Genomic DNA, 24,552 nt, shown 5'->3' on the forward strand with positions numbered 1-24,552 from the left:
CATCGACGCTAGGAGGGTCGGCGTCCCGGCCGATACAGAATTCTTCTGTGCAGAATTGCTGTCAGGGTTCGAGGTCGGCGATGTCCACCTCGAGCTCGCGGATCGCGTTCTTGATCTGCGACACCAGCGGTCCCTGTGAGTGCTGCCGGAAGCGGGTGATCGGCACGGCCACCGTCAGCGCCCCGACGGCCGTGCGGGCCCGGTTCCGGATCGCGACACCGAACGCCGTGACCCCTTCCTCGGTCTGCTGCACGTTGACGGCGAATCCGACGGCGCGGGCGGCGGACAGTTCGCGCCGGAACCGCTCGAAGTCGTCGGGTGACAGACGGCGGTCGCCCCACTCGCATTCGTCGTCGGCCAGATTCGCGGGCCGCAGGTACAACTGTTCGAGGGTCTCCCCCGGCAGTTCTGCCAGCAGAATGCGCCCGCCCGCAGTCAATTCCGCGTCGAGCACCTGCCCCTGACGGTCGCCGACGCGCAACATCCCGGTCGACTCGGCGGACGACAGGAAGCGCGCCTGGGTGCCGACGCGGATCACGAGGTTGACGGTCTCGCCGCACAGGATGGCCAGCGCTTCCATGTGCGGCCTGCAGAGGTCGGTGAATTCGCGCGTCCACCCGCGGCGGGCCGGGCCGGCGCCCATCGCCGACCCGGGGTGGTACATGCGTCTCTCGTCCTGAACGGCGAACCCCCGGTACACCAGCATCGCCAGCAGACGGTGCGCGGTGGACGGCGCGATGCCGAGTTCCTCCGCAGCGTCCTTGAGCCGCAGCCCGCCGACGTCGCGCAGCATCTGCAGCAGGCGCAACACGTTGTCGACGGACTCCAACATGTACGTCGGCTTTTCGATCGTTCGCTTCTTCTGCACAGCAGAACTTTATTGCACGTGCGCTGTGCGCCGCATCACCCTCGATTCATGCCCCTCACTGCCACCACCGCGGCGCCACCGGTGAACCGCGTCGAACTGGACCGCACCGCCATGATCGCCGTCGTCGTCTGCTGGCTGTTCGTAGTCTTCGACGGCTACGACCTCATCGTCTACGGCAACGTCATCCCGAGCCTGCAGAAGGAATGGGGCATCAGCGCCGCGACCGCGGGCACGCTCGGCAGCCTCGCATTCCTCGGGATGATGATCGGCGCCGTGCTCGCGGGACGCCTCTCCGACGTGGTGGGACGCAAACGCGCGGTGATCGGATGCGCGATCGTCCTGTCCGTGTTCACCGCGCTGTGTGCGCTGGCGACCGGACCGGTCATGTTCGGCGCATTGCGTCTGATCGCCGGACTCGGCTTGGGCGGCCTCGTGCCGACCTCCAATGCACTTGCCGCAGAGCTGATCCCCGCGAAGTGGCGCGCCGCGGTGGCCACGATGATGATGTCCGGTGTTCCCATCGGCGGTTCGATCGCGGCACTGATCGGCATCCCCGTCATCCCGAACTGGGGTTGGCAGCCGATGTTCGTCTTCGCGCTCGTCCCGCTGATCCTGCTGGTGCCGATCGCGTGGAAGACGCTGCCCGATCACACCGCCGCGGTGACGTCGACGGAGGTGCGGCCGGCAACCGGCTTCAGCGCACTGCTCGGTACCCGGTGCCGGTCTGTCAGCATCATGTTCGCGCTCGCCACCATGGTCACCCTGCTCGCCTGGTACGGCCTCGGCACGTGGCTGCCCAAACTCATGCAGGGCGAGGGAACCGATCTCGGCAGCGCGCTCACGTTCGCCCTCGCACTCAACCTCGGCGCCGTGGCGGGCTCGTTCGTCACCGCGTGGGGCGGCGTCCGGTTCGGCACGATCCCCACGAGCATCGTCGCCGCACTCCTCGCGGGTCTCGCGTTGCTGACGTTGCTCACCGGCCCACCGGTGGCGCTGATCTACGTCATCTTCGTGCTCGCCGGCGTCGGGACACACGGAACCCAGTGCCTCATCATCGCGGCGGTCGCGTCCTACTACCCCGACTACCTCCGGGGCACCGCCCTCGGCTGGGCGCTGGGTGTCGGCCGAATCGGTGCCGTCGCCGCACCGCAGATCGGTGGCTTGCTCCTGGCCGCCGGACTCGGCGCGGATTCCAATTTCATCCTCTTCGGCGTCAGCGCGCTCGTCGCCGCACTGCTGCTCACCGTGATCTGGCGCCGCTTCCCCTCCCCCACGTGAGTGCCGCCGCGTGCCCCGGCACGCATTGCCACTCACATGCCCCGAACGCTCGAAACGAAGGAACTGTCATGTCGAATCTGCAGGACGCACGCATCATCATCGCCGGAGGCGGGATCGGTGGCGCGGCCAACGCCCTGGCTCTCGCCCGGAAGGGCGCGAACGTCACGTTGTTCGAACGTGCCTCCGAGTTCGGTGAGGTCGGCGCCGGACTGCAGGTCGGACCGCACGGCGCCCGCATCCTCGACTCCTGGGGCGTGCTCGACGACGTTCTCTCCCGGGCCTTCCTGCCGAAGAACATCGTGTTCCGCGACGCGATCACCGCGGAGGTGCTCACCAGGATCGACCTCGGCGCCGAGTTCCGCGCCCGCTACGGCGGACCATACTTCGTCACCCACCGCAGTGACCTGCACGCGACCCTCGTCGACGCCGCGCGGGCTGCGGGCGCCGAACTGCACACGGGCGTCACCGTCACCGACGTGATCACCGACGGTGACAAGGTGACCGTCGGCACCGACGACGGCTGCAGGCACGAAGCGGACATCGCGCTCGGCATGGACGGCCTCAAATCCCGGCTGCGGGGGAAGATCTCGGACGACGAACCCGTGTCCTCCGGCTACGCCGCCTACCGGGGCACCACCCCGTACCAGGACGTCGCACTCGACGAGGACATCGAGGATGTGGTCGGCTACATCGGACCGCGGTGCCACTTCATCCAGTACCCGCTGCGCGGCGGCGAAATGCTCAACCAGGTCGCGGTGTTCGAATCGCCCGGGTTCAAGAACGGAATCGAGAACTGGGGTGGACCCGAGGAGCTCGAACAGGCCTACGCGCACTGCCACGAGAACGTCCGCCGCGGGATCGACTACCTGTGGAAGGACCGGTGGTGGCCGATGTACGACCGCGAGCCGATCGAGAACTGGGTGGACGGGCGGATGATCCTGCTCGGCGACGCAGCACACCCGCCACTGCAGTACCTGGCCTCGGGAGCCGTGATGGCGATCGAGGACGCCAAGTGCCTCGCCGACTATGCCGCCGAAGACTTCTCCGCAGGCGGAAACTCCGCGTGGCCGCAGATCCTGAAGGAGGTCAACACCGAACGCGCACCGCGCTGCAACCGCATCCTCACCACCGGACGCATGTGGGGCGAGCTGTGGCACCTCGACGGCACCGCCCGCATCGCGCGCAACGAACTGTTCCGCACCCGCGACACGTCGAGCTACAAGTACACCGACTGGCTGTGGGGGTATTCGTCCGATCGCGCGTCATAACCGCTTCCCTGCCGGAATGGTTCGGCAGACTGGGAGCGTGACCCTCAACCTGGTGCAGACCCGTGTGTGGCGCGATGGCGAGTGCGTCGGCAAGGATTTTCCGCTTGCCGACGTGTCCGAACAGGTGAAGGACGAGAATGCGCTCGTGTGGGTCGACCTGTGCGACCCCGACCACGAGTGCCTGACCGAACTGGCGGCCGAGTGGTCGCTCGATCCGAACGCCATCGAGGATGCCGTCGCCCGCGGTGAGCGGCCGAAGGCGACGCGCTATGCGGGCCATGCGTTCGTGACCGCGTACGCCACCTGGTTCGAGACCGACGACGTCAGCACTCTCGGCGTCCTCGATTCCCGGCTTCGGCTCAGCCGCGTCTCCGCGTTCGTGGTGCCGAACGGGATCATCACGGTGCGGCGGGACGATCGATTCGACATGTCGCAGGTGGTGGAGCGCTGGGAGGAGGACCCCGCACTGCTCACACCGGGTTCCGGCGCACTCGCGCTCCTGCACGGACTGCTCGACGCCATCGTGGACGGGCAGTTCGAGACGATCGAGACGATCGACGACGCGATCGAAGCGCTCGAGGAGGGCCTGTTCGACGAGTCCGCGCGGACCCGGGAGATTCAGCAGCGCACGTACCGGCTGCGGAAGGAACTGGTGCAACTGCGTCGCGTCGTGCTGCCGATGCGTGAGGTGGTGGGCGCCGTCATGCGCGGGCGCGCCGAATCAGGACGCGACAAGTCGCCGGTTCTCGACAGCTTGTACACCGATCTCTACGACCACGTGACGCGCGCCGCGGAGTGGACGGAGTCGTTGCGCGACATGGTGGTGACCGTCTTCGAGACGAATCTGTCGCTCCAGGATGCCCGGCTCAACACCGTCATGAAGAAGCTCACCGGTTGGGCGGCCATCATCGCGGTTCCCACCGCGGTGACCGGGTGGTTCGGTCAGAACGTCTTGTTCCCCGGAGTCGGGCAGCTGTCGGGAATGATCGCCAGCACCATCGTGATCGTGACGTCGGCCACCCTGCTCTACATCCTGTTCCGCCGACGCGACTGGCTGTAGTCGGGACGGAAACGCCCTCAGGGCGCCGTCTTCGCTCCTGGCGACCCGGTCTCGCCCGCGGGAACGGCGGCGGCCTCGCTCATCAGGCGGGTGATCTCGGCACGGTCGGCGTCACCGGGCAGCCCCCAGCCGGTCCGGTAACCGTAGAGGTCGGCGAGCGTGATCGAATGCCGGTTGCCGTCCGCGACCTCGACGTCCGACGCGGTGATCAGGCCCGGGTGCGCGACACCACACGCCTCGGCCACCTTGAATACGTCCCGGCGCAACGCCCGCAGGTAGTTCGCGGCCCGGATCGATTTGATGCCGGCGTCGAGTCCGTGTGCGAGCCAGGGGTTTTGCGTCGCAACACCCGTCGGGCACCGATCGGTGTGGCACTTCTGCGCCTGGATGCACCCGACCGCGAGCATCGGCTCACGCGCCACATTGATCAGGTCGCATCCGAGCGACATCGCCGCCACGGCATTGTCGGGCAGGCCCAGCTTGCCCGAGCCTATGAACGTGATGCCGTCGGTCAGACCGGCTTCCGCGAACTTGGCGTACACGCGCGCGAAGCCGCTACGGAACGGCAGTGAGACCGCGTCGGTGAACACCAGCGGTGCCGCGCCGGTACCGCCCTCACCCCCGTCGATGGTCACGAAGTCGACACCCCGCCCGGAGTTGCTCATCGCGTCGACCAGCAGGTCCCAGAACGTCGGGTCGCCGACCGCGGACTTGATCCCGACCGGCAGCCCCGTCTCGGCGGCGAGGAGCTCCACCCAGTCGAGCATGCTGTCGACGTCACGGAAGGCCGTGTGCCGGGACGGGCTGATGCAGTCACGGCCCTCCGGTACGCCTCTGATCTCGGCGATTTCCGGTGTCACCTTCGCCCCGGGCAGGAGACCCCCGAGGCCCGGTTTCGCGCCCTGGCTGAGTTTGATCTCGATGGCCCGCACCGGCGCCGACTCGACCAGCGCCCGGAGCCGCGCCAGGTCGAACCGGCCGTCCTCGTCGCGGCAGCCGAAATACGCGGTCCCGATCTGGAAGATCAGGTCTGCGCCGTTCCGGTGGTATCGGGAGATTCCACCCTCGCCGGTGTTGTGCAGGCAATCGGTGGCAGCGGCACCACGGTTGAGAGCGACCACGGCCGCGGACGACAGCGCCCCGAAACTCATCCCCGAGATGTTCACGATGGAGCGCGGGCGGAAGGCATGCGTCCGGCCGCGGGCGGCACCGAGCACCTTCGCCGACGGAATCGCGAGATGTTCGTCGGCATGCGGCATCGCCGAGGGAGGAATCTCCGAGAACGTCCGGTGCTTGATGATGGTGTAGCCGTCGGTGAACTCGATGTCGTTGTCCGTACCGAACCCGAACGTGTCGGTCACCCGCTTCGACGACGCGTACACCCAGCGACGCTGGTCCCGGGTGAAGGGACGTTCCTCGTCGTTGCCGGTCGTAATGTACTGCCGGAGTTCCGGGCCGAGCGACTCGAGCAGATAGCGTCCGTGCCCGACCACGGGAAAATTCCGGAGCAGCGCGTGGCGTCGCTGAACAAGGTCGTACGACGCGATCGCAGCCGCGGCAGCAGCCGGAATTGCCAGGACGTTCCACCGCTTCATGAATTCACCGTACGCGCGCGCCGCCACTCGGATCGGCTCCTCGCGCCAATTTCACCCCGGCACGGACCCCGGAGTCGGAGCCTCCTGCGACACCGAAAGCAGCACCCGCAAGTTGTCGGTGACCACCCGAGCGGAAATGGTCGGATCGATGGCGCGCTGAATACCCAGTCCGACACCGAGACTGAGGATGCTGCCGGCCGCATCCTCCGCGGGCACCGGCAGGACGACCCCGAGTGAGTCGGTGAACGACTTCAGCAGTGTCACCGTGATCTCCCGCGCGACCCCGAGAGTGGCGGTGAGTGCGTCGCGGAGTTCGGGATCGTGGCGGGACAACACGATCAGCTCGAACTCGAGCATGGTCCATCCGACGTCGCCGAGCGTCTTCTCCGCCCAGGTCTGGAACGCCTCGAGTCGCTCCTCCATCGTGTCGCCGCCGCCGAGCGCCTCGGCGATCTCCTGCCCCTTGGTGGCGTGGATGAGCCCGAGCACCTCGAGGCACAGTTCCTTCTTGTTCTTGAAGTTGGAGTACACCGCCCCCTTGGAATAGCCGGCCTCGTCGGCCACCTTCTCGAGCGACGTGGCCGCGTACCCGTCGGCCAGGAAGAGGTCGCGTGCAGTCGCGACGAGATGCGCCCGCGTGCGCGCCTGACTCTCCGACCTGGTCAATCGCGCCATGCTCACCCTTTCTTCGAAGCCCCTGCGAGAATATTCCAATTTTCATATACCGCCGGTATCTGGCTTCTGCTAGCTTCTAGATATGACTTCGAGTGACATACAACTCAGCCGCGGTCTGGTGATCGGTTGCGGCGGCACGCTCGGCGCGGCCTGGACGGTGGCGGCCCTGGTCGCCGTGAGCGACGCGCTGGCCTGGGACCCACGCGACGCCGACGTCCTCGTGGGCACGTCCGCCGGCGCCGAACTCGTCACCATGCTGGGTGGCGGGGCGGGCGTCGACGAACTGCTTGCGATGCAGCTCGGTGGGCCCACCCATCCGGCGCTCGACGGACATCTCGCCGCCGCACCGGGACGGTTCCCGCCGGTCCCCGGGCCGGGCCTCGGTTCGCCAGGGCTGTTGCGCCGCGGGCTGCCACCCGTGACCGCCGCGAGCGGGCTCCTCCCCCACGGTCGCGGCGATGCCGCCTGGCTCGACCGGCTCGCACAGCGGTTCGTCTGCAACTCCGGCTGGGTGCGCCACCCGGCGACGTGGCTGGTGAGCATGGACTACGACACGGGAGAGCGCGTCGCGTTCGGCTCACCCGGTGCACCGACCGCCACCCTGTCCGAGGCGCTGCGGGCGTCGTGGGCGATACCCGGCTGGTATCCGCCGGTCCCCGTCGACGGCCGCCGGTTCGTCGACGGCGGCGCGGCGTCCACGGCATCCGCCGACCTGGTGCTGCCCCTCGAACTCGATGAGGTGGTCGTGCTGGCACCGATGGCGTCGACGGGCCGCATCGCCGGCCGCGGGGCGGCCCGGATCGAACGCCTGATGCTGCGGAACTGGATGAGTTCCGGGCTGGACGCCGAGATCGCGAAGCTGGAGGCGGCCGGCACCCGGGTGATACGCCTCGACGCGACCGCCGAGGACCTCGCCGTCATGGGTCCGAACTTCATGGACGGCCGGCGTCGGCTCGCCACACTCGAACATTCCCTCGTCACCACCCGCACTCAGCTCGCGAACGGAGTACGCGCATGAAGCATTACGACATTCTGATCGTCGGGGCCGGGATCTCCGGCATCGGAGCCGCAATTCGTCTGAAGCAGAGCGGAATCGACAACTTCGCCATCCTCGAGAAGGGGGACGCGCTGGGCGGGACCTGGCGCGACAACACCTACCCGGGCTGCGCGTGCGATGTCCCCTCGGCCCTGTACTCCTACTCGTTCGCACCCAACCGGGAGTGGTCGCGGTTGTTCGCCGGACAGGAGGAGATCCGCGGGTACATCGAGCGCACCGCCGCCGAACACGGGGTGCCCGCACACGTGAAGTTCGGCACCGAGATGCAGCGTGCCCAGTGGAGCGAACAGAGCAGGCGGTGGACGGTGGACACGTCCGCGGGCACGTTCACCGCGAACGCCGTCATCGCCGCCGCCGGACCGTGGAACGAACCGCTCGTTCCCACCATCCCCGGCCTCGACACCTTCACCGGCGAGGTGTTCCATTCCTCCCGCTGGAATCACACCTACGACCTCACCGGCAAACGCGTGGCCGTCGTCGGAACCGGTGCGTCCGCAGTGCAATTCGTCCCGGCGATCCAGCCGCAGGTCGAAATGCTGCATCTCTACCAGCGCACCGCGCAGTGGGTGCTACCGAAACCGGATCACACCCTGCCCGGCGTCGAGCGCGCGATCCTGCGCCGGGTACCGGGTGCGATCCGCGCGCTGCGACGCGTCGAGTACGCGATCATGGAATCGCTCGGACTCGGTTTCCGGCACCCGTGGATCCTGCGGGTGATCCAGCCGGTCGGCAAGGCACAACTCCGCGCGCAGGTGCGGGATCCGAAGCTGCGCACGGCATTGACCCCCGACTACACGCTCGGGTGCAAGCGACTGCTGCTGTCCAACACCTACTACCCCGCACTCACCCGCCCGAATGTCGAGGTGCATGCCAACGCCGTGGAGTCGGTGCGCGGAAACGTCGTCATCGGCAGCGACGGCGCAGAACGGGAAGTGGACGCCATCATCTTCGGCACCGGCTTCCACATCCTCGACATGCCGATCGGTGCCACGGTGTTCGACGGCGACGGTCGCAGCCTCGACGATCACTGGAACGGCAGCCCGCAGGCCTACCTCGGCACCACCGTCGCGGGTTTTCCCAACGCCTTCGTCCTCCTCGGGCCCGCGCTGGGCACCGGCCACACGTCGGCGTTCATGATCCTCGAGGCGCAACTCGACTACCTGATCCAGGCCGTCACCAGTGCCCGGAGCAACGGGTGGACCAGGATGGAACCGCGCCGGGAAGTGCAGGACGCGTTCAACGCCCAGGTCCAGGAAGCCCTGGCCACCACCGTGTACAACGCCGGTGGCTGCCAGAGCTACTTCCTCGACGCCAACGGCCGCAACAGCTTCAACTGGCCGTGGTCGACCGACCGCATGCGGCAGCGACTCGGCCGGTTCGACGAGGCGGCGTACGACGTGTCGTGTGAGCCGGCGTCGGCTACAGCGATCTCGCGATGATTCCCTTCATCACCTCGTTGGCGCCCGCGTAGATCTTCTGGACGCGGGCGTCCTCGTACATCCGGGCGATCAGGTACTCGCGCATGTACCCGTAACCGCCGTGCAACTGCACGCACCGGTCGATCACCGCGCACTGCTGCTCGGTGAGCCAGTACTTGACCATCGCCGCCTCGGACGGGTCCAGTTCCCCACGCAGGTGCGCCTCGATGCAGTGGTCCAGGAACACCGCACAGGTGCGGGCGATGGTCTGGCACTCGGCCAGCTCGAACGCCGTGTTCTGGAACTCGAACAGACTGTGCCCGAACGCCTGCCGCGACTTCGTGTACGCAACGGTGTCCTCCACCGCACGCGTCATCGCACCGGACGCCTGCGCGCCGATGATCAACCGCTCCTGCACCAACTGCGCCATCAGCTGCCCGAAACCCTGCCCCTCCTCGCCGAGCAGATTCGACACCGGCACCCGCACATCGGTGAACGACAACTCCGACGTGTCGGCCCCGTGCTGACCGACCTTGTCCAGCACCCGCCCGACAGCGAACCCCGGGCAGTCCCGCAGATCGACGATCAGCAGCGCCACCCCCTTGGCACCGGCCTTCGGGTCGGTCTTGACCGCCAGCACGATCATGTCGGCCGACGCACCGTTGGTGATGAACGTCTTCGACCCGTTGACGATGTACTCGTCACCGTCCCGGATGGCGGTGGTCTTGATCGCCTTGAGATCCGAGCCGGCGCCGGGCTCGGTCATGCCGATGGCGCCGAGAATCTCCCCGGTCGCCATCGCCGGCAGCCAGGTCTTCTTCTGCTCCTCGGTGCCGTACGCGAGGAGGTAGTGCGCGACGATGCCCGAATGCACCGAGATGCCGAGCGCGAGGTCGCCGGCATAGCCCTGGGCCTCGAACACGGCGAGATCGTGCGCGAACGTGCCCCCACCGCCGCCGTACTCCTCCGGGATCGAGCAGCACAGCAACCCCAGCTTGCCGGCCGCGAGCCACACCGCACGGTCGATGCGGTGCTGGGCGTCCCACTTCTCGTTGTGCGCGACCACCTCACGTTCGAAGAACCCGACCGCGAGCTCGGACAGGGCCTTCACCTCGTCGTCGTGCCACGACGGGATGTGCTTCTTCATCGCCTGCCCTGTTTCTAGACGCGCCGGAAGAGTGCCGCGAGGGCCTGGCCGCCGCCGATGCACATGGTGACGATGCCGAGTTCGAGGTCGCGGCGCACGAGGTCCTTCGCCAGGCGCAGGCTCAGGATCGCGCCGGTCGCCCCGACCGGGTGACCCAGCGCGATCGCACCGCCGTACGGGTTGGTCTTCTCCGGGTTCAGCTTCGCGTCCCGGATCACCGCGACCGCCTGCGACGCGAACGCCTCGTTCAGCTCGATCACGTCGATGTCGCCGGGGGTGGTGCCGGTCTGCTCGAACAGGTTCGCCAGCGCCAGCACCGGGGCGTATCCCATCAGGCCCGGGTCCATCGCCGCGGTCGCGACGGCTTCCAACGTGACCAGCCCGGTCAGGCCCTTCTCCTGCGCGGCGGACTGCGTCGCCAGCACCAGGGCCGCGGCGCCGTCGTTGATACCGGACGCGTTGCCCGCGGTCACCGAGCCGCCTTCCTCGAACGCAGGCCGCAGCTTCGCCAGGGTCTCGAGGGTGGTGTCGGGCTTGGGGTGCTCGTCGACGTCGATCGTCTTCGGGCGGCGGCCCCCGATCTCGACCGGGGTGATCTCCTCGGCGAACGCGGCCTTCGCGGCCTCGGAGGCGGCACGGCGCTGGGATTCGACGGCGAACTCGTCCTGCTGCTGCCGGCTGACGTCGTACTTGCGGGCGACGGCCTCGGCGGTGCGGCCCATGTGCACGCCACCGAACGGGTCGGTCAGAATCGCGACCGTGCCGTCGACGAGCGTGCGGTCGCCGAGTTTGTAGCCGGAGCGGGCGGAGAAGTCGTAGAACGGCATCCGCGACATGCTTTCGTCGCCGCCGGCGAGGGCGAAGTCCACCCCACCCCAGCGCATCTGCTGCGCCGCCGACCACACGGCCTGCAGACCGGACCCGCACAGCCGGTTGACGGTGTACGCGGGGGTCTTCTCGGGAAGTCCGGCGGCGAGGGCGACGCGGCGGGCGTTGTAGGCGTCCGGTCCGACCTGACCGATGCAGCCCATCACCACCTCGTCGATGTCCTCACCCGGCACCCCGGCACGGTCCAGCGCGGCCTTGGCGGCGGTGGCACCCAGTTCGTGGGCGGGCACGTCCTTGAACGCGCCACCGAAGCTGCCGATCGGGGTCCTCGCGCCGTCGACTACCACGATCGGTTCAGGAGAATTCATGACGTGTCCTTCCGTCTCTCTACCAGTATGGAGAGATAGTAGGACTTCAAAGTACCCAGCGGTTCACGCAGGGCCTCCGGCACCTCGTCGGGTCAGGTTCCGCGGATCAGATCGGCGCACTTCTCGGCCATCGTCATGACCGTGATATTGGGATTGACGTAGGGCAGTTTCGGCATCGCGGACGCGTCGACCACCCGCAGATCGCGGACGCCCTTCACCCGCAGTTCCGGATCGAGGACGGCCATCGGGTCGGTGGCCGCACCCATCCTGGCGGTCCCGGCGGGGTGGTACACCGTGTTGTGCGTCCGGTGCGCGTAGTCGATCAGTTCGTCGTCGGTGACCGCCTCCGGCCCGGGAGCCAGTTCCCTCGTGATCCAGCCGCGGAGAGGTTCCTGCTCGGCGATGCGACGTGCCAGCCGGATTCCGGCGAGCATCACCGCCTCGTCGTGGCCGTCGGGGTCGGTGAAATACCGGGGATCCACTCGCGGACGATCCCGGAAGTCGCGGGACCGCAGCCGCACCGTTCCGCGAGAGAGTCCCTGCGTGACGTTCGGGGTGAGACAGAAGCCGTTGTCCGTGGTCGGGTATCCCCACCGGAGTGTGTTCATGTCGAACGGCACGCTGCCGTAGTGCATCATCAGGTCCGGATGGTTCAACCCCTCCTCGGTGGCGGCGAACAGACCGATCTCCCACCACTGGGTGGACGTCTCGACCATCGGCCGGGACGCCTCCCAGAACACCAGCGCCTCGACGTGATCGTCGAGGTTCTGCCCGACCCCGGGGGCGTCGACCCGAACCCGCACACCCATCTCGCGCAGGTGCACCGTCGGCCCGATACCCGAGAGCATCAAAAGTTTCGGTGTGTCGATGGCCCCGGCGGTGACGATCACCTCGCGGCGCGCGGACACGGTGTCGTATCCGATGAGATCGGGGCGCTGGTACCGCACGCCGGTCGCCGCCAGCGCGTCGTCGATGACGATCTCGCTGACCCGGCAGTCGGTGCGCACGTCGAGGTTGGGGCGGGACCCGAGAATCGGATGCAGGTAGGCGTGCGACGTCGACATGCGCGTGCCGTCCTCGGACGCGTTGATCTGGAACCACCCCGCCCCGTCGAGCACCGTCGTGCCCCGGTTGAACTGCACGGTGGGCAACCCGACCTTCGCCGCGGCCTCGAGCAGGGCCACGCCGCACGGGTCGTTCGGCGGGACGTCACGCAACCGCACCGGACCGCTGCGGCCGTGCTGCTCGCCGGGGGCGTCGTTGTTCTCCACCCGCGCCACGAGCGGCAGGACGTCCTTCGCGCCCCAGCCGGTGGCGCCCGCCGCCGCCCAGTCGTCGAGTGTCTCGGCGGGTGGCCAGAACGCGATGCACGAATTGTGGGAGGAGCATCCGCCGAGCACCTTGGCGCGGGCGTGCCGCATGAAGCTGTTGCCCTTCTCCTGCGGCTCGACCGGATAGTCCCAGTCGTAGCCTGAGTCCAGCAGATGCATCCATTGCGACAGCTCGAGGACGTTGCGGTCACCGACGTCGGACGGCCCGGCCTCCACGAGGCAGACGGTCACCGAGGGGTCCTCGCTGAGCCGCGCGGCGAGCACACATCCGGCCGTTCCCCCGCCTGCGATGACGTAGTCGAACACGGTGTCCGTCATGGCAGTTCACTCTCCGCCTCGTCCTTCGACGACGCCGCGTGCGAGGCGAGACATCCGATGTGGTTGCGGCCCTTCACCGCATACCAGAGGAGACCGAGCCCGAGAATGATGCCGATGTAGACGAACGCACCCCACGTGTTGTACCAGGGAGTGCCGTACACCTCGGGGCGCGGCCACGCGAGATTGAGCGCCATCCCCACTCCCCACAGCACGGCGAAGATGTTCACCGGAAGCCCCCACCGGCCCATCGTGAAGTAGCCGCTCTCCGCGAGTTCCTTCGGCGGCCACTGCCCCTGCAGGCGTTTCTTCAGCAGCGGCCCGGTGACCATGAGGTACGCCAGGTAGATCATGATGATCGCGATCGACGTCAGCACCGTGAAGATCTGCGGCTGACCGATGTTGATGACGAGGATGAACGCCGCGAGCACACCGATCACGATGGCGGGGACCACGGGCGTCTGATGCTTCGGGTTGACGTGGGCCAGCCGCTCCCCGAAGGGCAGCGCGTTGTCGCGGGCCATCGCGAACGTGAGCCGGATGGCCGCGGCGTGCACCGCGAGCGAACACACCGTGACCGCGACGACGATGCAGACCAGGAAGATCTTGCCGAGCGGCCCCCACATCACCTGCTCGACGATGTACTGCAGGCCGCCCTCGCTGCTGCCGATCAGCGGATCCTCGAGGTCGGGGGCCGACATGACGGCGAACACCAGGATCGCCCCGCCGATCACGAACGAGGCGAGGATCGCCCGCAGGATCGCCTTGGGCGCCGTCCGCCGGGGGTCGACGGTCTCCTCGCCGAGCGAACTCGCGGTGTCGAATCCGTACATCACGTAGCCCGACGCGAGTGACGCCACGAGGAAGACGGTCAGATAGCCGCCGCTCTCTCCGGCGCCGTAACCGTGGGTGGAGAAGAACACGTCCGGACCGCGAGTGATGTTGGCGGCGAGGATGACGGCGATGAGCACGGCCGCGATCAATTCGATGAAGACACCCGAACTGTTGATGAGGGCCATCAGCTTGACGCCGAACGCGTTGACGGCCGTGGTGAACGCGATCATGATGGTGCCGAGAATCACGGCGTTGGTGGCGAAGTCGTATTCACCGCTGCCGTCACCGATGATCTGGAACCCGCTCCACAGCCGCGGAAGGTTGAGTTGCAGCGCGAGCACGACCGCGGAGAGGGTCACGATCGACGCGGTGAGCATCAGCCAGCCCGACGACCATCCCACGATCCTGCTGCCGAGCAGCTTGGCCCAGTTGTAGACCGAGCCGGCGACGGGGTACTTGGCGGCGAGCTCCATGAAACACAGGGCGACGGCCATCTGCCCGACGAACACCATCGGCCAGGACCACAGGTACGCCGGCCCCGCGGTGCCGAACCCGAAGTAGAACAACTGGAACGTGCCGGTGAGAATCGAGATGTAGCTGACCCCCGCCGCGAAACTGGCGAATTTACCGAGGCTGCGGTCCAATTCCTGTTTGTACCCCAGTTCGCCGAGTCCACTGTCCCCCGGCGCACCTCCGTCACCCACTGCTCCGTGCCGAGTAGCCATGGTTCTCTCGCCTCTCCGTGCGCCGACCTAGCCGTTGTCGAACCACCCCGCCGCCGTGGGCGAGGTGTTGTGCCAGATATGTTTCGTCTCCTGGTATTCCGCCAGACCGGTGGGACCGAGTTCGCGCCCGTTCCCCGACATCTTGAAGCCGCCCCACTCGGCGGCCGCGGTGTAGTAGCCGAAGTCGTTGAGCCACACCGTTCCGTGGCGCAGACCGCGCACCATCCGCTCGCCCCGCGCACTGTCGGCGGTCCGGACGCCGGCGGCGAGGCCGTATTCGGTGTCGTTGCCCAGTCGCAGCGCCTCCTCCTCCGTGCTGAAGCGCTCGACCGTGAGGATCGGTCCGAACGTCTCCTCCTGCACGACGCGCATGGTGCGGTCGCAGTGGTCGAAGATGGTGGGCAGGTAGTAGCTCCCGTCCGCCAGCGCGGGATCGGAGGGCCGGGCGCCCCCGGTCACCAACCGGGCGCCCTCGGAGAGGCCGAGCGCCACGTACCGTTCGACCTTCTCCCGGTGGGCCTCGGATACCAGCGGGCCGGTTCGGCTCGCGGGATCGAGACCGTTGCCCATCCGGATCTTCTCCGCCCGCGCGGCCAGTGCGGCGACGAACCGGTCGGCGATGGACTCCTCGATGATCAGGCGGGTTCCCGCCGAGCACACCTGCCCGGAGTGCAGGAACACCCCGGTGAGCACCTGGTCCACCGAATCGTCTCCGTCGGCGTCGGCGAAGACGATGTGCGGATTCTTGCCACCGAGTTCCACCGCCACCTTGGTGACGTTCTTCGCCGCGGTCTCGAGGATGACGCGTCCGGTGGCCAGCCCGCCGGTGAACGAGATGAAGTCGACGTCGGGGGTGCCCGTGAGCGCGGCGCCCAGGACGGCGCCGCTGCCCTGCACGAGGTTCACCACCCCGGCGGGGGCACCCGCTTCGGCGATCAGCGCGGTGAACGCAATGGTGCTGAGCGGGGTCACCTCGCTCGGTTTGAGGACCATGGTGCACCCGGCGGCCAGCGCGGGCGCCACCTTCCAGGAGATCTGCAGCAGCGGGTAGTTCCACGGTGCGATGAGCACGCACACACCGATCGGCTCACGCACCACCCGGCTGATCACCTCGGGGCGCCCGACATCGACCAGATTGTCGGCTTCGACCGCGGCGAGTTGCGCGTAGTACCGGAACACCGACACCACGTCGTCTATGTCGATCCTGCTCTCCTCCAGAGTTTTTCCGGTGTCGAGCGTCTCGATGCGCGCCAGGGTCTCCTTGTCTCGCTCGAGGAGATCGGCGATCCTCGCGACCAACGCCGTGCGCTCGGCGACGGGTGTGTGGGGCCAGGTTCCCTCGTCGAACGCCGCGCGGGCCGCGGCGACTGCGCGGGTCGCGTCCTCCGGGGAGGCCTCGTCGACGGTGGCGACCACCGATCCGTCGGCCGGATTGATGCAGTCCCGGGTCTCACCGGAGCTGGAGCGGATCCACTGCCCGTCGACGAACAGGCCCGTGTTCAAGTGGTCATCGATCGACTGGTCCTGCATCACTCAACTCCGTGTCTCGCCGGAACGAACGCCCCCCTTTACGGTATGCCGTCGGAGTCGCGGTGGGCGGGGATCGCGCACACATGTCCGATTCACGACGGTATACGTTACCGAGAAGACTGTGTCCGGTAGCCGGACGCACGTGCGCCTAGCGGCTGCGATAGCGTCGTCAGGCGAACTCTTCGCACATTCCCGGACAGGACACACCTAGAAACGGAGCACCCGTGGTCGCGATCGGCAACTCGGATCTGGACATCTTTCCCCTGGCCCTCGGTGGTAACACCTTCGGCTGGACCAGTGACGAACCGACGTCGTTCGAGATCCTCGACGCCTTCGCCGCAGGCGGCGGCAACTTCGTCGACACGGCGGACTCGTACTCGGCGTTCGCCGAGGGCAACTCCGGCGGCGAGTCCGAGACCGTCCTCGGTAACTGGATGGCGTCCCGCGGCAACCGCGACCACATGGTGATCGCCACCAAGGTCAGCCAGCACCCGGAGTTCAAGGGCCTGGCCCCCGCCAACGTCCGCGCGGCGGCGGAGGCATCCCTGAAGCGGCTGCAGACCGACCACATCGACGTGTACTATGCCCACTTCGACGACGCCGACACTCCCCTCGTCGACACACTCGGCGCCTTCGACGAACTGGTCCGCGACGGACTCGTCCGCCACGTCGCCATCTCCAACTACTCGCCCGAGCGCATCCGCGAGTGGCTGTCGCTGACGGCCGAGAACGGCTTCGCGGCCCCGATCGCGCTGCAGCCGCACTACAACCTGGTGCACCGCCACGACTACGAGCCCGAGGTGGCCGCGATCGCCACCGAGAACGGCCTGGGCGTCTTCCCGTACTACTCGCTCGCCGCAGGCTTCCTCGCGGGCAAGTACCGCACCCAGGCCGACCTGGACGGTCAGCCGCGCCAGCGGATGGCGACCCGCTACTTCTCCGAGTCCGGTCTCGCCGTCGTCGAGGCCCTGGCCGAGATCGCCGACACCCACTCGGCGGAAATCTCGACCATCGCGCTCGCGTGGCTCCTCACCCGGCCCGGCATCACCGCGCCGATCGCGAGCGCGAGCCGCCTCGAACAACTTCCCGCGCTGCTCGACGCCCCGACCGTGACCCTGACCGCATCCGAGATCAGCCGGCTCACGACTCTCTCGGACGCGATCAGCGCCTGACCTCAGCTCAGCAGCTTGCCCCGGAGCCGGTCGACGGTCGCCGCGCTCAGACCGAGCCCTTCGGTGAGATAGCGGTCGACCGTGCCGTACTGCTCGGTGAGCCGGCCGAGCCCGGCCTCGAGGTAGCTCCGGTCGACGCCCAGCAACGGCTGGTAGATCTGCGCCACCGCCTCGCCGCGGCTGGCGGCGATCTGGTCGTACGTGACCTTCATCGACGCGGCGGTGTACTCGTTGGTGAGCAGGTAGTCGTCGAAGATGGTGTCCTGCGGGACGCCCGCGATGGAGAGCAGCAGCGCGGACGCCCAGCCGGTGCGGTCCTTGCCCGCCGTGCAGTGGAAGATCTGCGGCCCCTCGGTGTCGGCCAATGCCGTCAGGAGTTGCGCGAACCCGGCCCGGGTCGCCGCGTCGTCGACGAAGCTGCGGTTCATCTGCTGCATGAACACGACGGCGTCGGCGGGCGACTTCAATTGCGCGACTGCGGCACCCAGGTCTCCCGACAGGATGGGGATGCCGAGGTAGCGCGGCCCGGCCGGGAGCCGGTCGGGTTTCGCCGCCACCTCTTCGACGGTCCGCACGTCGTACACCGCCGTCAGTCCGAGCCCGGTGAGGACAGCGAGATCCTGATCGTTCGGAACCAGAGCGTTCGAACGGTAGAACAGCCCCCTCGTGACGTGTCCTCCGTGGGTGGTGGCGTACCCCCTACCCGATCCCCCGACGTCGCGGAAGTTGTCGACCGACGCCAGTCGCGGTGTCTCGACGACCGGGCCCGCGCTCCCGAAGTCGGACGAACCGAATCCCGGGAGGCTGATTCCGGGCAGCGACAGCGGGTCCGCCGAAGCGAGCGCAGGCGTGCCGAAACCCGCGAACAGGACGCTGCCGGTGATCAGCACCACGGCGGTGGAGGTGACGCGTCGAGACATAGGGGAAGCCTTTCGATGAGCTGTCGGGGAGATCCGCTCGTCCGGCATGTCCGGAGTGTCAGCGGGTAACCCACATCACAGTGGTCGGACGTTTCCCGTGGCTACGAGTTGTTCCGATCACCGGGAGAACCCGTTTCCCGCCGGCGGCGCCCACAGCAGACTCGGGCCGTCGGCAGCCGACGTGCCCGACGAACGTGACTCTTTGACGACGAGGATGTGAGCTGAGATGACCGAGACCGCACAGCAACTGGCGGAGAAGGTGGTGATCGTGACCGGGGCGGCGCGGGGGCTCGGCGCAGCATTCGCCCAGCGCATCGTCGACGAGGGCGGCAGCGTCGTGGTCGGCGACGTTCTCGACGACGACGGCCGCGCGACCGTCGACCAGCTGGGCGACCGGGCGCGGTACAGCCACCTCGACGTCACGGACCCGCAGCAGTGGCAGGCGGCAGTCGACGTGGCGACGAGCGAATTCGGACGCGTCGACGGCCTCGTCAACAACGCCGGTATCTCCACCGGCCAATACATCGAGCACGAACCGCTCGAACACTTCCGGACGGTCCTCGACATCAACCTGACCGGTGTGTTCAACGGCCTGCAGGCCGTGATCGCCCCGATGCGCGCCGCCGGCGGCGGATCGATCGTCAACATCTCGTCGGCCGCCGGTCTGATGGGACTCGCGCTGACCGCCGGTTACGGCGCGTCCAAGTGGGGCGTGCGCGGGCTCACGAAGATCGCCGCCGTGGAACTGGGCACCGACCGGATCCGCGTCAATTCCGTCCACCCCGGGATGACGTATACCCCGATGACCGCGGGCCTCGGAATCCAGCAGGGCGACGGCAACTACCCGAACACTCCCATGGCCCGGGTCGGCGTGCCCGAGGAGATCGCCGGTGCCGTCGGGTTCCTGCTGTCGGATGCGTCCACGTACGTCACCGGAGCGGAACTGGCCGTCGACGGCGGATGGACCGCCGGGCCGACCGTCAAATACGTCATGGGCCAATGAGATCGAATTCGCAAGCCACACGAGGAGCACACACGATGAATCGATTCGACAACCGGAGGATCCTGGTGACCGGAGCCGCGTCGGGGATCGGACAGGCCACCGCCCTCCGCCTGCTCGAGGAAGGCGGCACCGTCGTGGCAGCCGACGTCTCCGAGGACGGCCTCGCGCGGACGGCGGAACTGGCCGACGCGGCAGGCACGGCGGGACGCCTCAGCGTCGCCGCAATCGACATCGGCGACGAGAAGTCCGTCACCGACGGCGTGAGCCGCAGCGTCGAGAAGCTCGGCGGACTGGACGTACTCGTGAACGCCGCGGGCATCCTCCGCGCCTCGCACACCCACGGGACGTCGCTGGACCTGTGGAATCAGGTGATCGGGATCAACCTCACCGGCACGTTCCTCATGGTCCGCGAATGCCTGCCCGCGCTGCTGCGCAACGAACGCAGCGTGGTCGTGAACTTCAGTTCCACGTCCGCCGCGTTCGCGCACCCCTACATGGCCGCGTACGCCGCGAGCAAGGGCGGCATCCAGTCGTTCACCCATGCGCTGGCCCTCGAATACGGCAAGCAGGGTCTGCGCGCCGTCGGTGTCGCCCCCGGCAGCATCAAGACCGGCATCACCGACGCCACATCCGGATACGTTCCGTCCGATGCCGATTGGAGCCTGTTCGCCAAGCTCTCACCCATCCTGCCCACCACCCTGGAATCGGGCGGCGCGGCCATGGGCGGACCCGAGCAGGTCGCCGGAGTCGTCGCCATGCTCGCCTCCGACGACGGCGCGTTCGTCACCGGAACCGAGATCCGCATCGACGGCGGAACCCACGCCTGACCGGTGAACCCTTGCGCGTGCGACGGCGGCACGTAGGTTGGACACATGAGCGTCTACGTAGATCTCATACTATCTGCCACTTGCGTGGCGGGCGTGGGAGATGGACGTGTGTCACGGCTACCCGCATCACCGTGCGGCGGTGTGGGTTTGACCGTGTCCCACACCGACGCTTGTGATGCAGGAACATGCTGATTCGGAGTCACCCCCAACCGCGGTGTCACGGTGGGCAGGCTGCGGCGGACCCGGCGATGCCGCGGCCTGCTCGGGGTAGGAGCGTGTTTGTCGCGCGATTGCCGTACCGGCGCATGTTCGGTCACCCGGACCGCCGGTAGTCCTCCGCGCCGCCGGGTGGTCTTGTTTCTGCCGAGCAGCGCGCGTTTGGCCAGGTTCACCCCGGCGACGTGGTCCCGGTTGCCGCCAATTTTGCACTGCTCACACCATGCCCGGTGGTAACCGCCGGGGCGAGAGAGTGGTTCGTTGCAGCCCGGACACCACGCGGAAGATCCGCGGGCCGGTACGGACACCACCGTCACACCGACACCGGCGGCGGTGTGGGTGAGCGCGTCGACGGCCTTGCGGCGGGCCGATTGCGCGGCCCGATTGTTGTTCACCCGCCCGTGCCCACGGCTCTCGAGGGTTGTGAGATCTTCCACCGCAATCAGCTGCGCTTGGGCGTCGGTGGCGTAGTCGGTGACCTGACGGGCGAAGTCGAAGGCCATTTCCCGGTTGATCTTCCCCCTCTTGATACCCACCGCGGTGCGGTGTTCGTCGAGGACGGCGATCTTCTCCTCCAGCTGAGCGCGGACCTCGGGCGGGGCGGTGGCGGCCAGTCGTGTCAACCGGGCCGCCTTGCCATGGAGTAGCTGCCCCTCAGCCTGCAGGCGGGCCAGTTTGATCCCGAGCCCGCGGTCGTCGTAGGTCCAACCCCGGTAATCCGAGGACAACCCGTCGGGGTTTTCGGCGGTGATGGCGGCGGCACCCAGAGTGGTCGGGGACCAGTCCACCCCGACCGCGACGGAGGCCGATTCCAGGTCGGCTGCTGGGACGATCTCGGTCGCGGCGCACCGCCAGAGCAGTCCCCGGCGGTCGAGGACCAGGGTCGGCAGATGCCAATCGGTGACCGCCCGGCCGTGCAGGTGCTCGGGGATGGTCGCGCTCAGCCGGACACTGCGCCACTGCGCCCGCCCCGCCGGGGCGGGGCAGGTGGGCAGCTTCACCGTCAACACCAGCTCGTGACCGGTGACGGCAAGCTGTGCGAGTTGTCGATCGGCGGCCGAGAGCCGGGCCATCGCGCTCGTCTGTGGCGGTCCCTGCACGTCGGTGATCCGCAGGCGCGCGTCTGCCGCGCCGCGCGCGTGCGCCGCGAACTGCCGCACCACGCCCCGGGCGAATCCGGACGGGACGTACTCCGCAGCAGTAGTAGGTGCGGCGATCCGGCCGGTGGCCGGGTCGAACCGGGCCGACAGTGCGATGATCGCGGTGTCTCGGTAGGCCAGCGCCCGCAAAGTGCCGACTGCCTGCGCGGTCACCACCCGCGTGACACGCGACGGGACGTAGACACCGTCCGGGTAATGCGGGGTCCAGCCCAGACGCGCAGCAGCGACATGACCTTGCATCGGCAGTTTCCGGCCCTGGCGGTCACATCCGGCGGCCAGGACATCGAAGGTGGCCGGTTGCCACAGCCGCGACAACAGTTGCGCTTCGGCGCCCGAGATCAGGTCGAGCAGCCACCCGACACGCACGTCGAGGTCGTCAAGCCCGATCGGCGCACCGGTCTCGTCATCGACAGCCAGGTAGGGGCGGGTGGTGAACGAGAACTGCCGCAGCGCAGTGAATCCGGTATCGGCCATCAGTTAGTCCATCTCCAACCGTGCTGCCGCATCGCCCGGAAGAAGTCGACGTTGATTCTGCTTCGACCGCAATGGGTGGAAGCGGCCGGACAATGAAGCGAGCACTGCCATGAAGTCATCCATCAGCTCCTCTACCAGCGACGTGTCCCCATGCTCCCGTAGGACCTCGACCTTAACGCCGACCACCGACAAGTAACGTTCGATCCACGCCACCGGCGAACCGCGCCAACCGGTCCCGCCACACCATTCGCACCACCGTGAAGTGACCCTTGGCTGCGTCGTCGAGCATCCGATTCAGTCCCGCTCGAGTCTCTCCCGCAGACCTGAACCACGATCGGTGTAGACCCGGTACACGGTGCCAGTATTAGACATTAAGTCGACAGTTGAGAGCCTGCCCACCCCTGCCGCCGACCGCACCGCGCTCGTCACCGGAGCGTCGTCGGGGATCGGCGCGGCCCTCAGCCGTGAACTCAGCCGCCGCGGTCACCAGGTGGTGCTCGTCGCCCGCCGAGCCGAGAAGTTGGAGGAGCTGGCCACCGAGCTACGAGCCGCAGGTGGTCGGGCGCATGTGCTGGGTGCCGATCTCTCCGACCGCTCGGCCCGCGCGACGTTGCTCGACCGGGTCGGCGGGCTCGGGCTCACCCTCGACATCCTCGTCAACAATGCCGGCCTGTCCACGCTCGGCCCGGTGGCCGCGTCCGACCCGGACGCCGAGATGAACATGATCGAGGTCGACGTCATGGCCGTCGCCGACCTCTGCAGCCGCGCCCTGCCCGGCATGGTGCAACGACGCCGAGGAGCGGTCCTCAACGTCGCCTCCACGGCCGCGTTCCAGCCGCTGCCCGGACAGGCTGCCTACGCCGCCGGAAAGGCATTCGTCCTGTCCTACACCGAGAGCCTCACCGGCGAACTGAAGGGCACTGGCGTCACCGCGACCGCCCTCTGCCCCGGGCCCGTGGACACCGGTTTCGGTGAGACAGCCGGCTTCGCGAAGGAAGACGCCGAAGCCGCACTGCCCAGCTTCATGTGGGAAAGCCCAGAATCCGTGGCCAGGACCGGAATCGACGGCCTCGACAAGGGGCACATGATCGCCATCCCCGGCCTCGCGAACCGGGCGGCGTCCGTGTTCGCCCACCTCGCGCCGAACAAGCTCCTCGTCCCCGTCCTGGCCAACCGCCATCCCGGTTTGCGGACGTAGAAACTGCCGCCGGTTTACTGTGGCGTGGTGGAGATGACTACCGCTACTCGCCGATTCGCACAGCTCACCGCGACCGTGGCCGTCGTCGCCGCCGCCCTTCTCTGGAGCGCCGGTATGGCCGCGGCCGACGAATGGCCGCCGGTACCCACCGAGCCCAGTCCGGTCGCGCCGTTCGACACCCAGAACTTCCTCACCCCCACCGACCTCGACTATTGGAATCCGTTCGTCAGCGCGAATCGGCTCACGTCACCGTTCGGAACCGCCAACCGCATCGTCTGCACCGGATTCCACGGCGTACTGCTCGACTGCTGGCAAGCCGACCAGAACGGCCAACCACACAAACTCGTCAAGTTGTCCATGAACTTCCCCGGATCCCTCGGCGCCACCCTCCCCGGCGGAGGTCCCGGGCACTTCGTCTACCCGGGCTTCATCCCGGGTATCTGAACCGGGCTACAACGGGTCGCCCTCGACCCGTCCGGCCGGCAGCGTACGGCCGCAGATCATCAGCGCCAGATCCTCGCCCGTTCCGCGTAATTCGGCGCCCGACCCGTACGACCAGTCGAGGTCCGTGGCCCGCAGGCCGCGTCCCTCGATGTCGATGCCGAAATTCGAGTGCCCACCACCCGCCGTGAGATCGTTGAGGACGACGCGCATCGTCTCCTCCGGTACGTGTCGTGGCACGCCGAGCGGCACGGTGGCGTCGAGACCGTGGATCACCACATGGTTGAGCGCGCCGTGATAGCCGCCGCCCGGCGGGATCCACTGGCGCATGACATCCGAGCGCAGGTTGGCGACGAGTTCCGCCGGTGCCAATTCGGCGTCGCTACGGGCGATCTCGTTGGAGAGCCGGGTGAAATCGAACTCGCACTCACGCAAGCGCGCCATGAACTGCTCCTCGGAGTAGCGCGCTGCCATGGTGAAATGCGCGACCACTTCCCGAATCCGCCAGCCCTCGCACAGCGACGGCGTGTCCCATTCCGCATCCGAGATCCCGTCGAGCAGATCGGCCAGTGCCGAGAACTCGTTCGCAACCGCCCGCTGCAGATCGGCGTCATCGGTCATCGCACCCAGCCCCTACATCTTTCTCGACGAGAGTTCCCACACCACCGTATCCGGGTATTGCCTTGGTCGAACCTGATTGATAAAGTCGAACATACATGGCGCTCCTCGGGTTTATGTGGGCGCCATTTCTGCTGCTCAGGGTGGGTTGTGTTGTTGGCCGCACTGTTCGGCGTTTCACCGATGATATGAGGGACGCGCACGCGCAGCACCTCTAGGTTTCGGG

General features: G+C 67.7%; 21 protein-coding genes. 10 read left to right on the forward strand and 11 right to left on the reverse strand.

Translation table 11 applies throughout. The features are described 5' to 3' along the window. Positions 1-61 precede the first annotated feature (61 nt). A complete protein-coding gene (locus HGB39_RS10735; RefSeq protein WP_168442925.1) occupies positions 62-868 on the reverse strand; it encodes an IclR family transcriptional regulator in 807 nt (268 codons plus the stop codon). A 48-nt stretch (positions 869-916) separates the two neighbouring features. On the opposite strand from HGB39_RS10735, the gene HGB39_RS10740 reads away from it, so the two are divergent. The 3 genes from HGB39_RS10740 to HGB39_RS10750 all read left to right on the forward strand — a co-directional run bounded on the left by HGB39_RS10740 (position 917) and on the right by HGB39_RS10750 (position 4,474). After that, positions 917-2,146, forward strand: coding sequence for an MFS transporter (locus tag HGB39_RS10740; protein ID WP_005560557.1), 1,230 nt, complete (start codon positions 917-919; stop codon positions 2,144-2,146). A gap of 68 nt (positions 2,147-2,214) precedes the next feature. Beyond that, a complete protein-coding gene (locus HGB39_RS10745) occupies positions 2,215-3,414 on the forward strand; it encodes an FAD-dependent monooxygenase (RefSeq protein ID WP_005560554.1) in 1,200 nt (399 codons plus the stop codon). A gap of 37 nt (positions 3,415-3,451) precedes the next feature. Then, positions 3,452-4,474 carry a magnesium transporter CorA family protein gene (locus HGB39_RS10750; RefSeq protein WP_005560552.1) on the forward strand — a complete coding sequence of 341 codons (1,023 nt, stop codon included), beginning with the start codon at positions 3,452-3,454 and terminating at the stop codon, positions 4,472-4,474. 17 nt (positions 4,475-4,491) lie between these two features. Here the strand turns inward: HGB39_RS10750 and HGB39_RS10755 are convergent, their stop codons facing one another. Next, the gene (locus HGB39_RS10755; protein WP_210752634.1) at positions 4,492-6,069 is read right to left on the reverse strand and encodes an FMN-binding glutamate synthase family protein; all 1,578 of its coding nucleotides are present in this window, start codon (positions 6,067-6,069) and stop codon (positions 4,492-4,494) included. Positions 6,070-6,120: 51 nt separating this feature from the next. Beyond that, positions 6,121-6,744 (reverse strand): TetR/AcrR family transcriptional regulator, encoded by a 624-nt coding sequence (locus tag HGB39_RS10760; RefSeq protein ID WP_005560549.1) that lies wholly within the window; start codon positions 6,742-6,744, stop codon positions 6,121-6,123. Between the two features lie 82 nt (positions 6,745-6,826). On the opposite strand from HGB39_RS10760, the gene HGB39_RS10765 reads away from it, so the two are divergent. Continuing rightward, positions 6,827-7,762: a patatin-like phospholipase family protein gene (locus HGB39_RS10765; RefSeq protein ID WP_005560548.1), complete on the forward strand. Its 936-nt coding sequence runs from the start codon at positions 6,827-6,829 to the stop codon at positions 7,760-7,762. After that, positions 7,759-9,240, forward strand: a complete 1,482-nt coding sequence (locus HGB39_RS10770) for a flavin-containing monooxygenase (protein ID WP_005560547.1) — start codon at positions 7,759-7,761, stop codon at positions 9,238-9,240. Before HGB39_RS10765 ends, HGB39_RS10770 begins: the two co-directional genes overlap by 4 nt. Here the strand turns inward: HGB39_RS10770 and HGB39_RS10775 are convergent. The 5 genes from HGB39_RS10775 to HGB39_RS10795 form a co-directional block, all read right to left on the reverse strand. Then, on the reverse strand, positions 9,221-10,366 hold the full coding sequence (locus tag HGB39_RS10775; protein ID WP_005560546.1) for an acyl-CoA dehydrogenase family protein: 1,146 nt from the start codon (positions 10,364-10,366) through the stop codon (positions 9,221-9,223). The genes HGB39_RS10770 and HGB39_RS10775 overlap by 20 nt on opposite strands. A 14-nt stretch (positions 10,367-10,380) precedes the next feature. Next, positions 10,381-11,562, reverse strand: coding sequence for a thiolase family protein (locus HGB39_RS10780; RefSeq protein WP_005560545.1), 1,182 nt, complete (start codon positions 11,560-11,562; stop codon positions 10,381-10,383). 92 nt (positions 11,563-11,654) lie between these two features. Then, positions 11,655-13,211 carry a GMC family oxidoreductase gene (locus HGB39_RS10785; protein WP_064080178.1) on the reverse strand — a complete coding sequence of 519 codons (1,557 nt, stop codon included), beginning with the start codon at positions 13,209-13,211 and terminating at the stop codon, positions 11,655-11,657. Beyond that, complete coding sequence (locus tag HGB39_RS10790) at positions 13,208-14,767, reverse strand: APC family permease (RefSeq protein ID WP_052023959.1); 1,560 nt, start codon at positions 14,765-14,767, stop codon at positions 13,208-13,210. The genes HGB39_RS10785 and HGB39_RS10790 overlap by 4 nt, the downstream gene beginning before the upstream one ends. 27 nt (positions 14,768-14,794) lie before the next feature. Continuing rightward, on the reverse strand, positions 14,795-16,297 hold the full coding sequence (locus tag HGB39_RS10795; protein WP_005565281.1) for an aldehyde dehydrogenase family protein: 1,503 nt from the start codon (positions 16,295-16,297) through the stop codon (positions 14,795-14,797). A 224-nt stretch (positions 16,298-16,521) separates the two neighbouring features. Between HGB39_RS10795 and HGB39_RS10800 the strand changes: the two genes are divergently transcribed. Next, the gene (locus HGB39_RS10800; RefSeq protein WP_005565283.1) at positions 16,522-17,469 is read left to right on the forward strand and encodes an aldo/keto reductase; all 948 of its coding nucleotides are present in this window, start codon (positions 16,522-16,524) and stop codon (positions 17,467-17,469) included. A gap of 2 nt (positions 17,470-17,471) precedes the next feature. Here HGB39_RS10800 and HGB39_RS10805 read toward each other — a convergent pair whose 3' ends face one another. Continuing rightward, positions 17,472-18,389, reverse strand: coding sequence for a tyrosine-protein phosphatase (locus tag HGB39_RS10805; protein WP_005565285.1), 918 nt, complete (start codon positions 18,387-18,389; stop codon positions 17,472-17,474). 226 nt (positions 18,390-18,615) lie between these two features. Here HGB39_RS10805 and HGB39_RS10810 point away from each other — a divergent pair, with 226 nt between their 5' ends. Beyond that, on the forward strand, positions 18,616-19,392 hold the full coding sequence (locus tag HGB39_RS10810) for an SDR family oxidoreductase (protein ID WP_005565287.1): 777 nt from the start codon (positions 18,616-18,618) through the stop codon (positions 19,390-19,392). A gap of 35 nt (positions 19,393-19,427) precedes the next feature. Beyond that, complete coding sequence (locus HGB39_RS10815; protein WP_005565289.1) at positions 19,428-20,219, forward strand: SDR family NAD(P)-dependent oxidoreductase; 792 nt, start codon at positions 19,428-19,430, stop codon at positions 20,217-20,219. A gap of 53 nt (positions 20,220-20,272) precedes the next feature. On the opposite strand, the gene HGB39_RS10820 is transcribed toward HGB39_RS10815, so the two are convergent. After that, positions 20,273-22,069, reverse strand: a complete 1,797-nt coding sequence (locus tag HGB39_RS10820; protein WP_005565290.1) for a zinc ribbon domain-containing protein — start codon at positions 22,067-22,069, stop codon at positions 20,273-20,275. Between the two features lie 355 nt (positions 22,070-22,424). Between HGB39_RS10820 and HGB39_RS10825 the strand changes: the two genes are divergently transcribed. Continuing rightward, on the forward strand, positions 22,425-23,267 hold the full coding sequence (locus HGB39_RS10825; protein ID WP_242322739.1) for an SDR family NAD(P)-dependent oxidoreductase: 843 nt from the start codon (positions 22,425-22,427) through the stop codon (positions 23,265-23,267). A gap of 33 nt (positions 23,268-23,300) precedes the next feature. Continuing rightward, positions 23,301-23,711, forward strand: coding sequence for a hypothetical protein (locus tag HGB39_RS10830; protein WP_043789032.1), 411 nt, complete (start codon positions 23,301-23,303; stop codon positions 23,709-23,711). Positions 23,712-23,717: 6 nt separating this feature from the next. On the opposite strand, the gene HGB39_RS10835 is transcribed toward HGB39_RS10830, so the two are convergent. Beyond that, positions 23,718-24,329, reverse strand: coding sequence for a maleylpyruvate isomerase family mycothiol-dependent enzyme (locus HGB39_RS10835; protein WP_005565301.1), 612 nt, complete (start codon positions 24,327-24,329; stop codon positions 23,718-23,720). Positions 24,330-24,552: the final 223 nt, after the last annotated feature.

It is taken from the genome of Rhodococcus opacus, assembly GCF_012396235.1.
Lineage (GTDB): Bacteria > Actinomycetota > Actinomycetes > Mycobacteriales > Mycobacteriaceae > Rhodococcus_F > Rhodococcus_F opacus.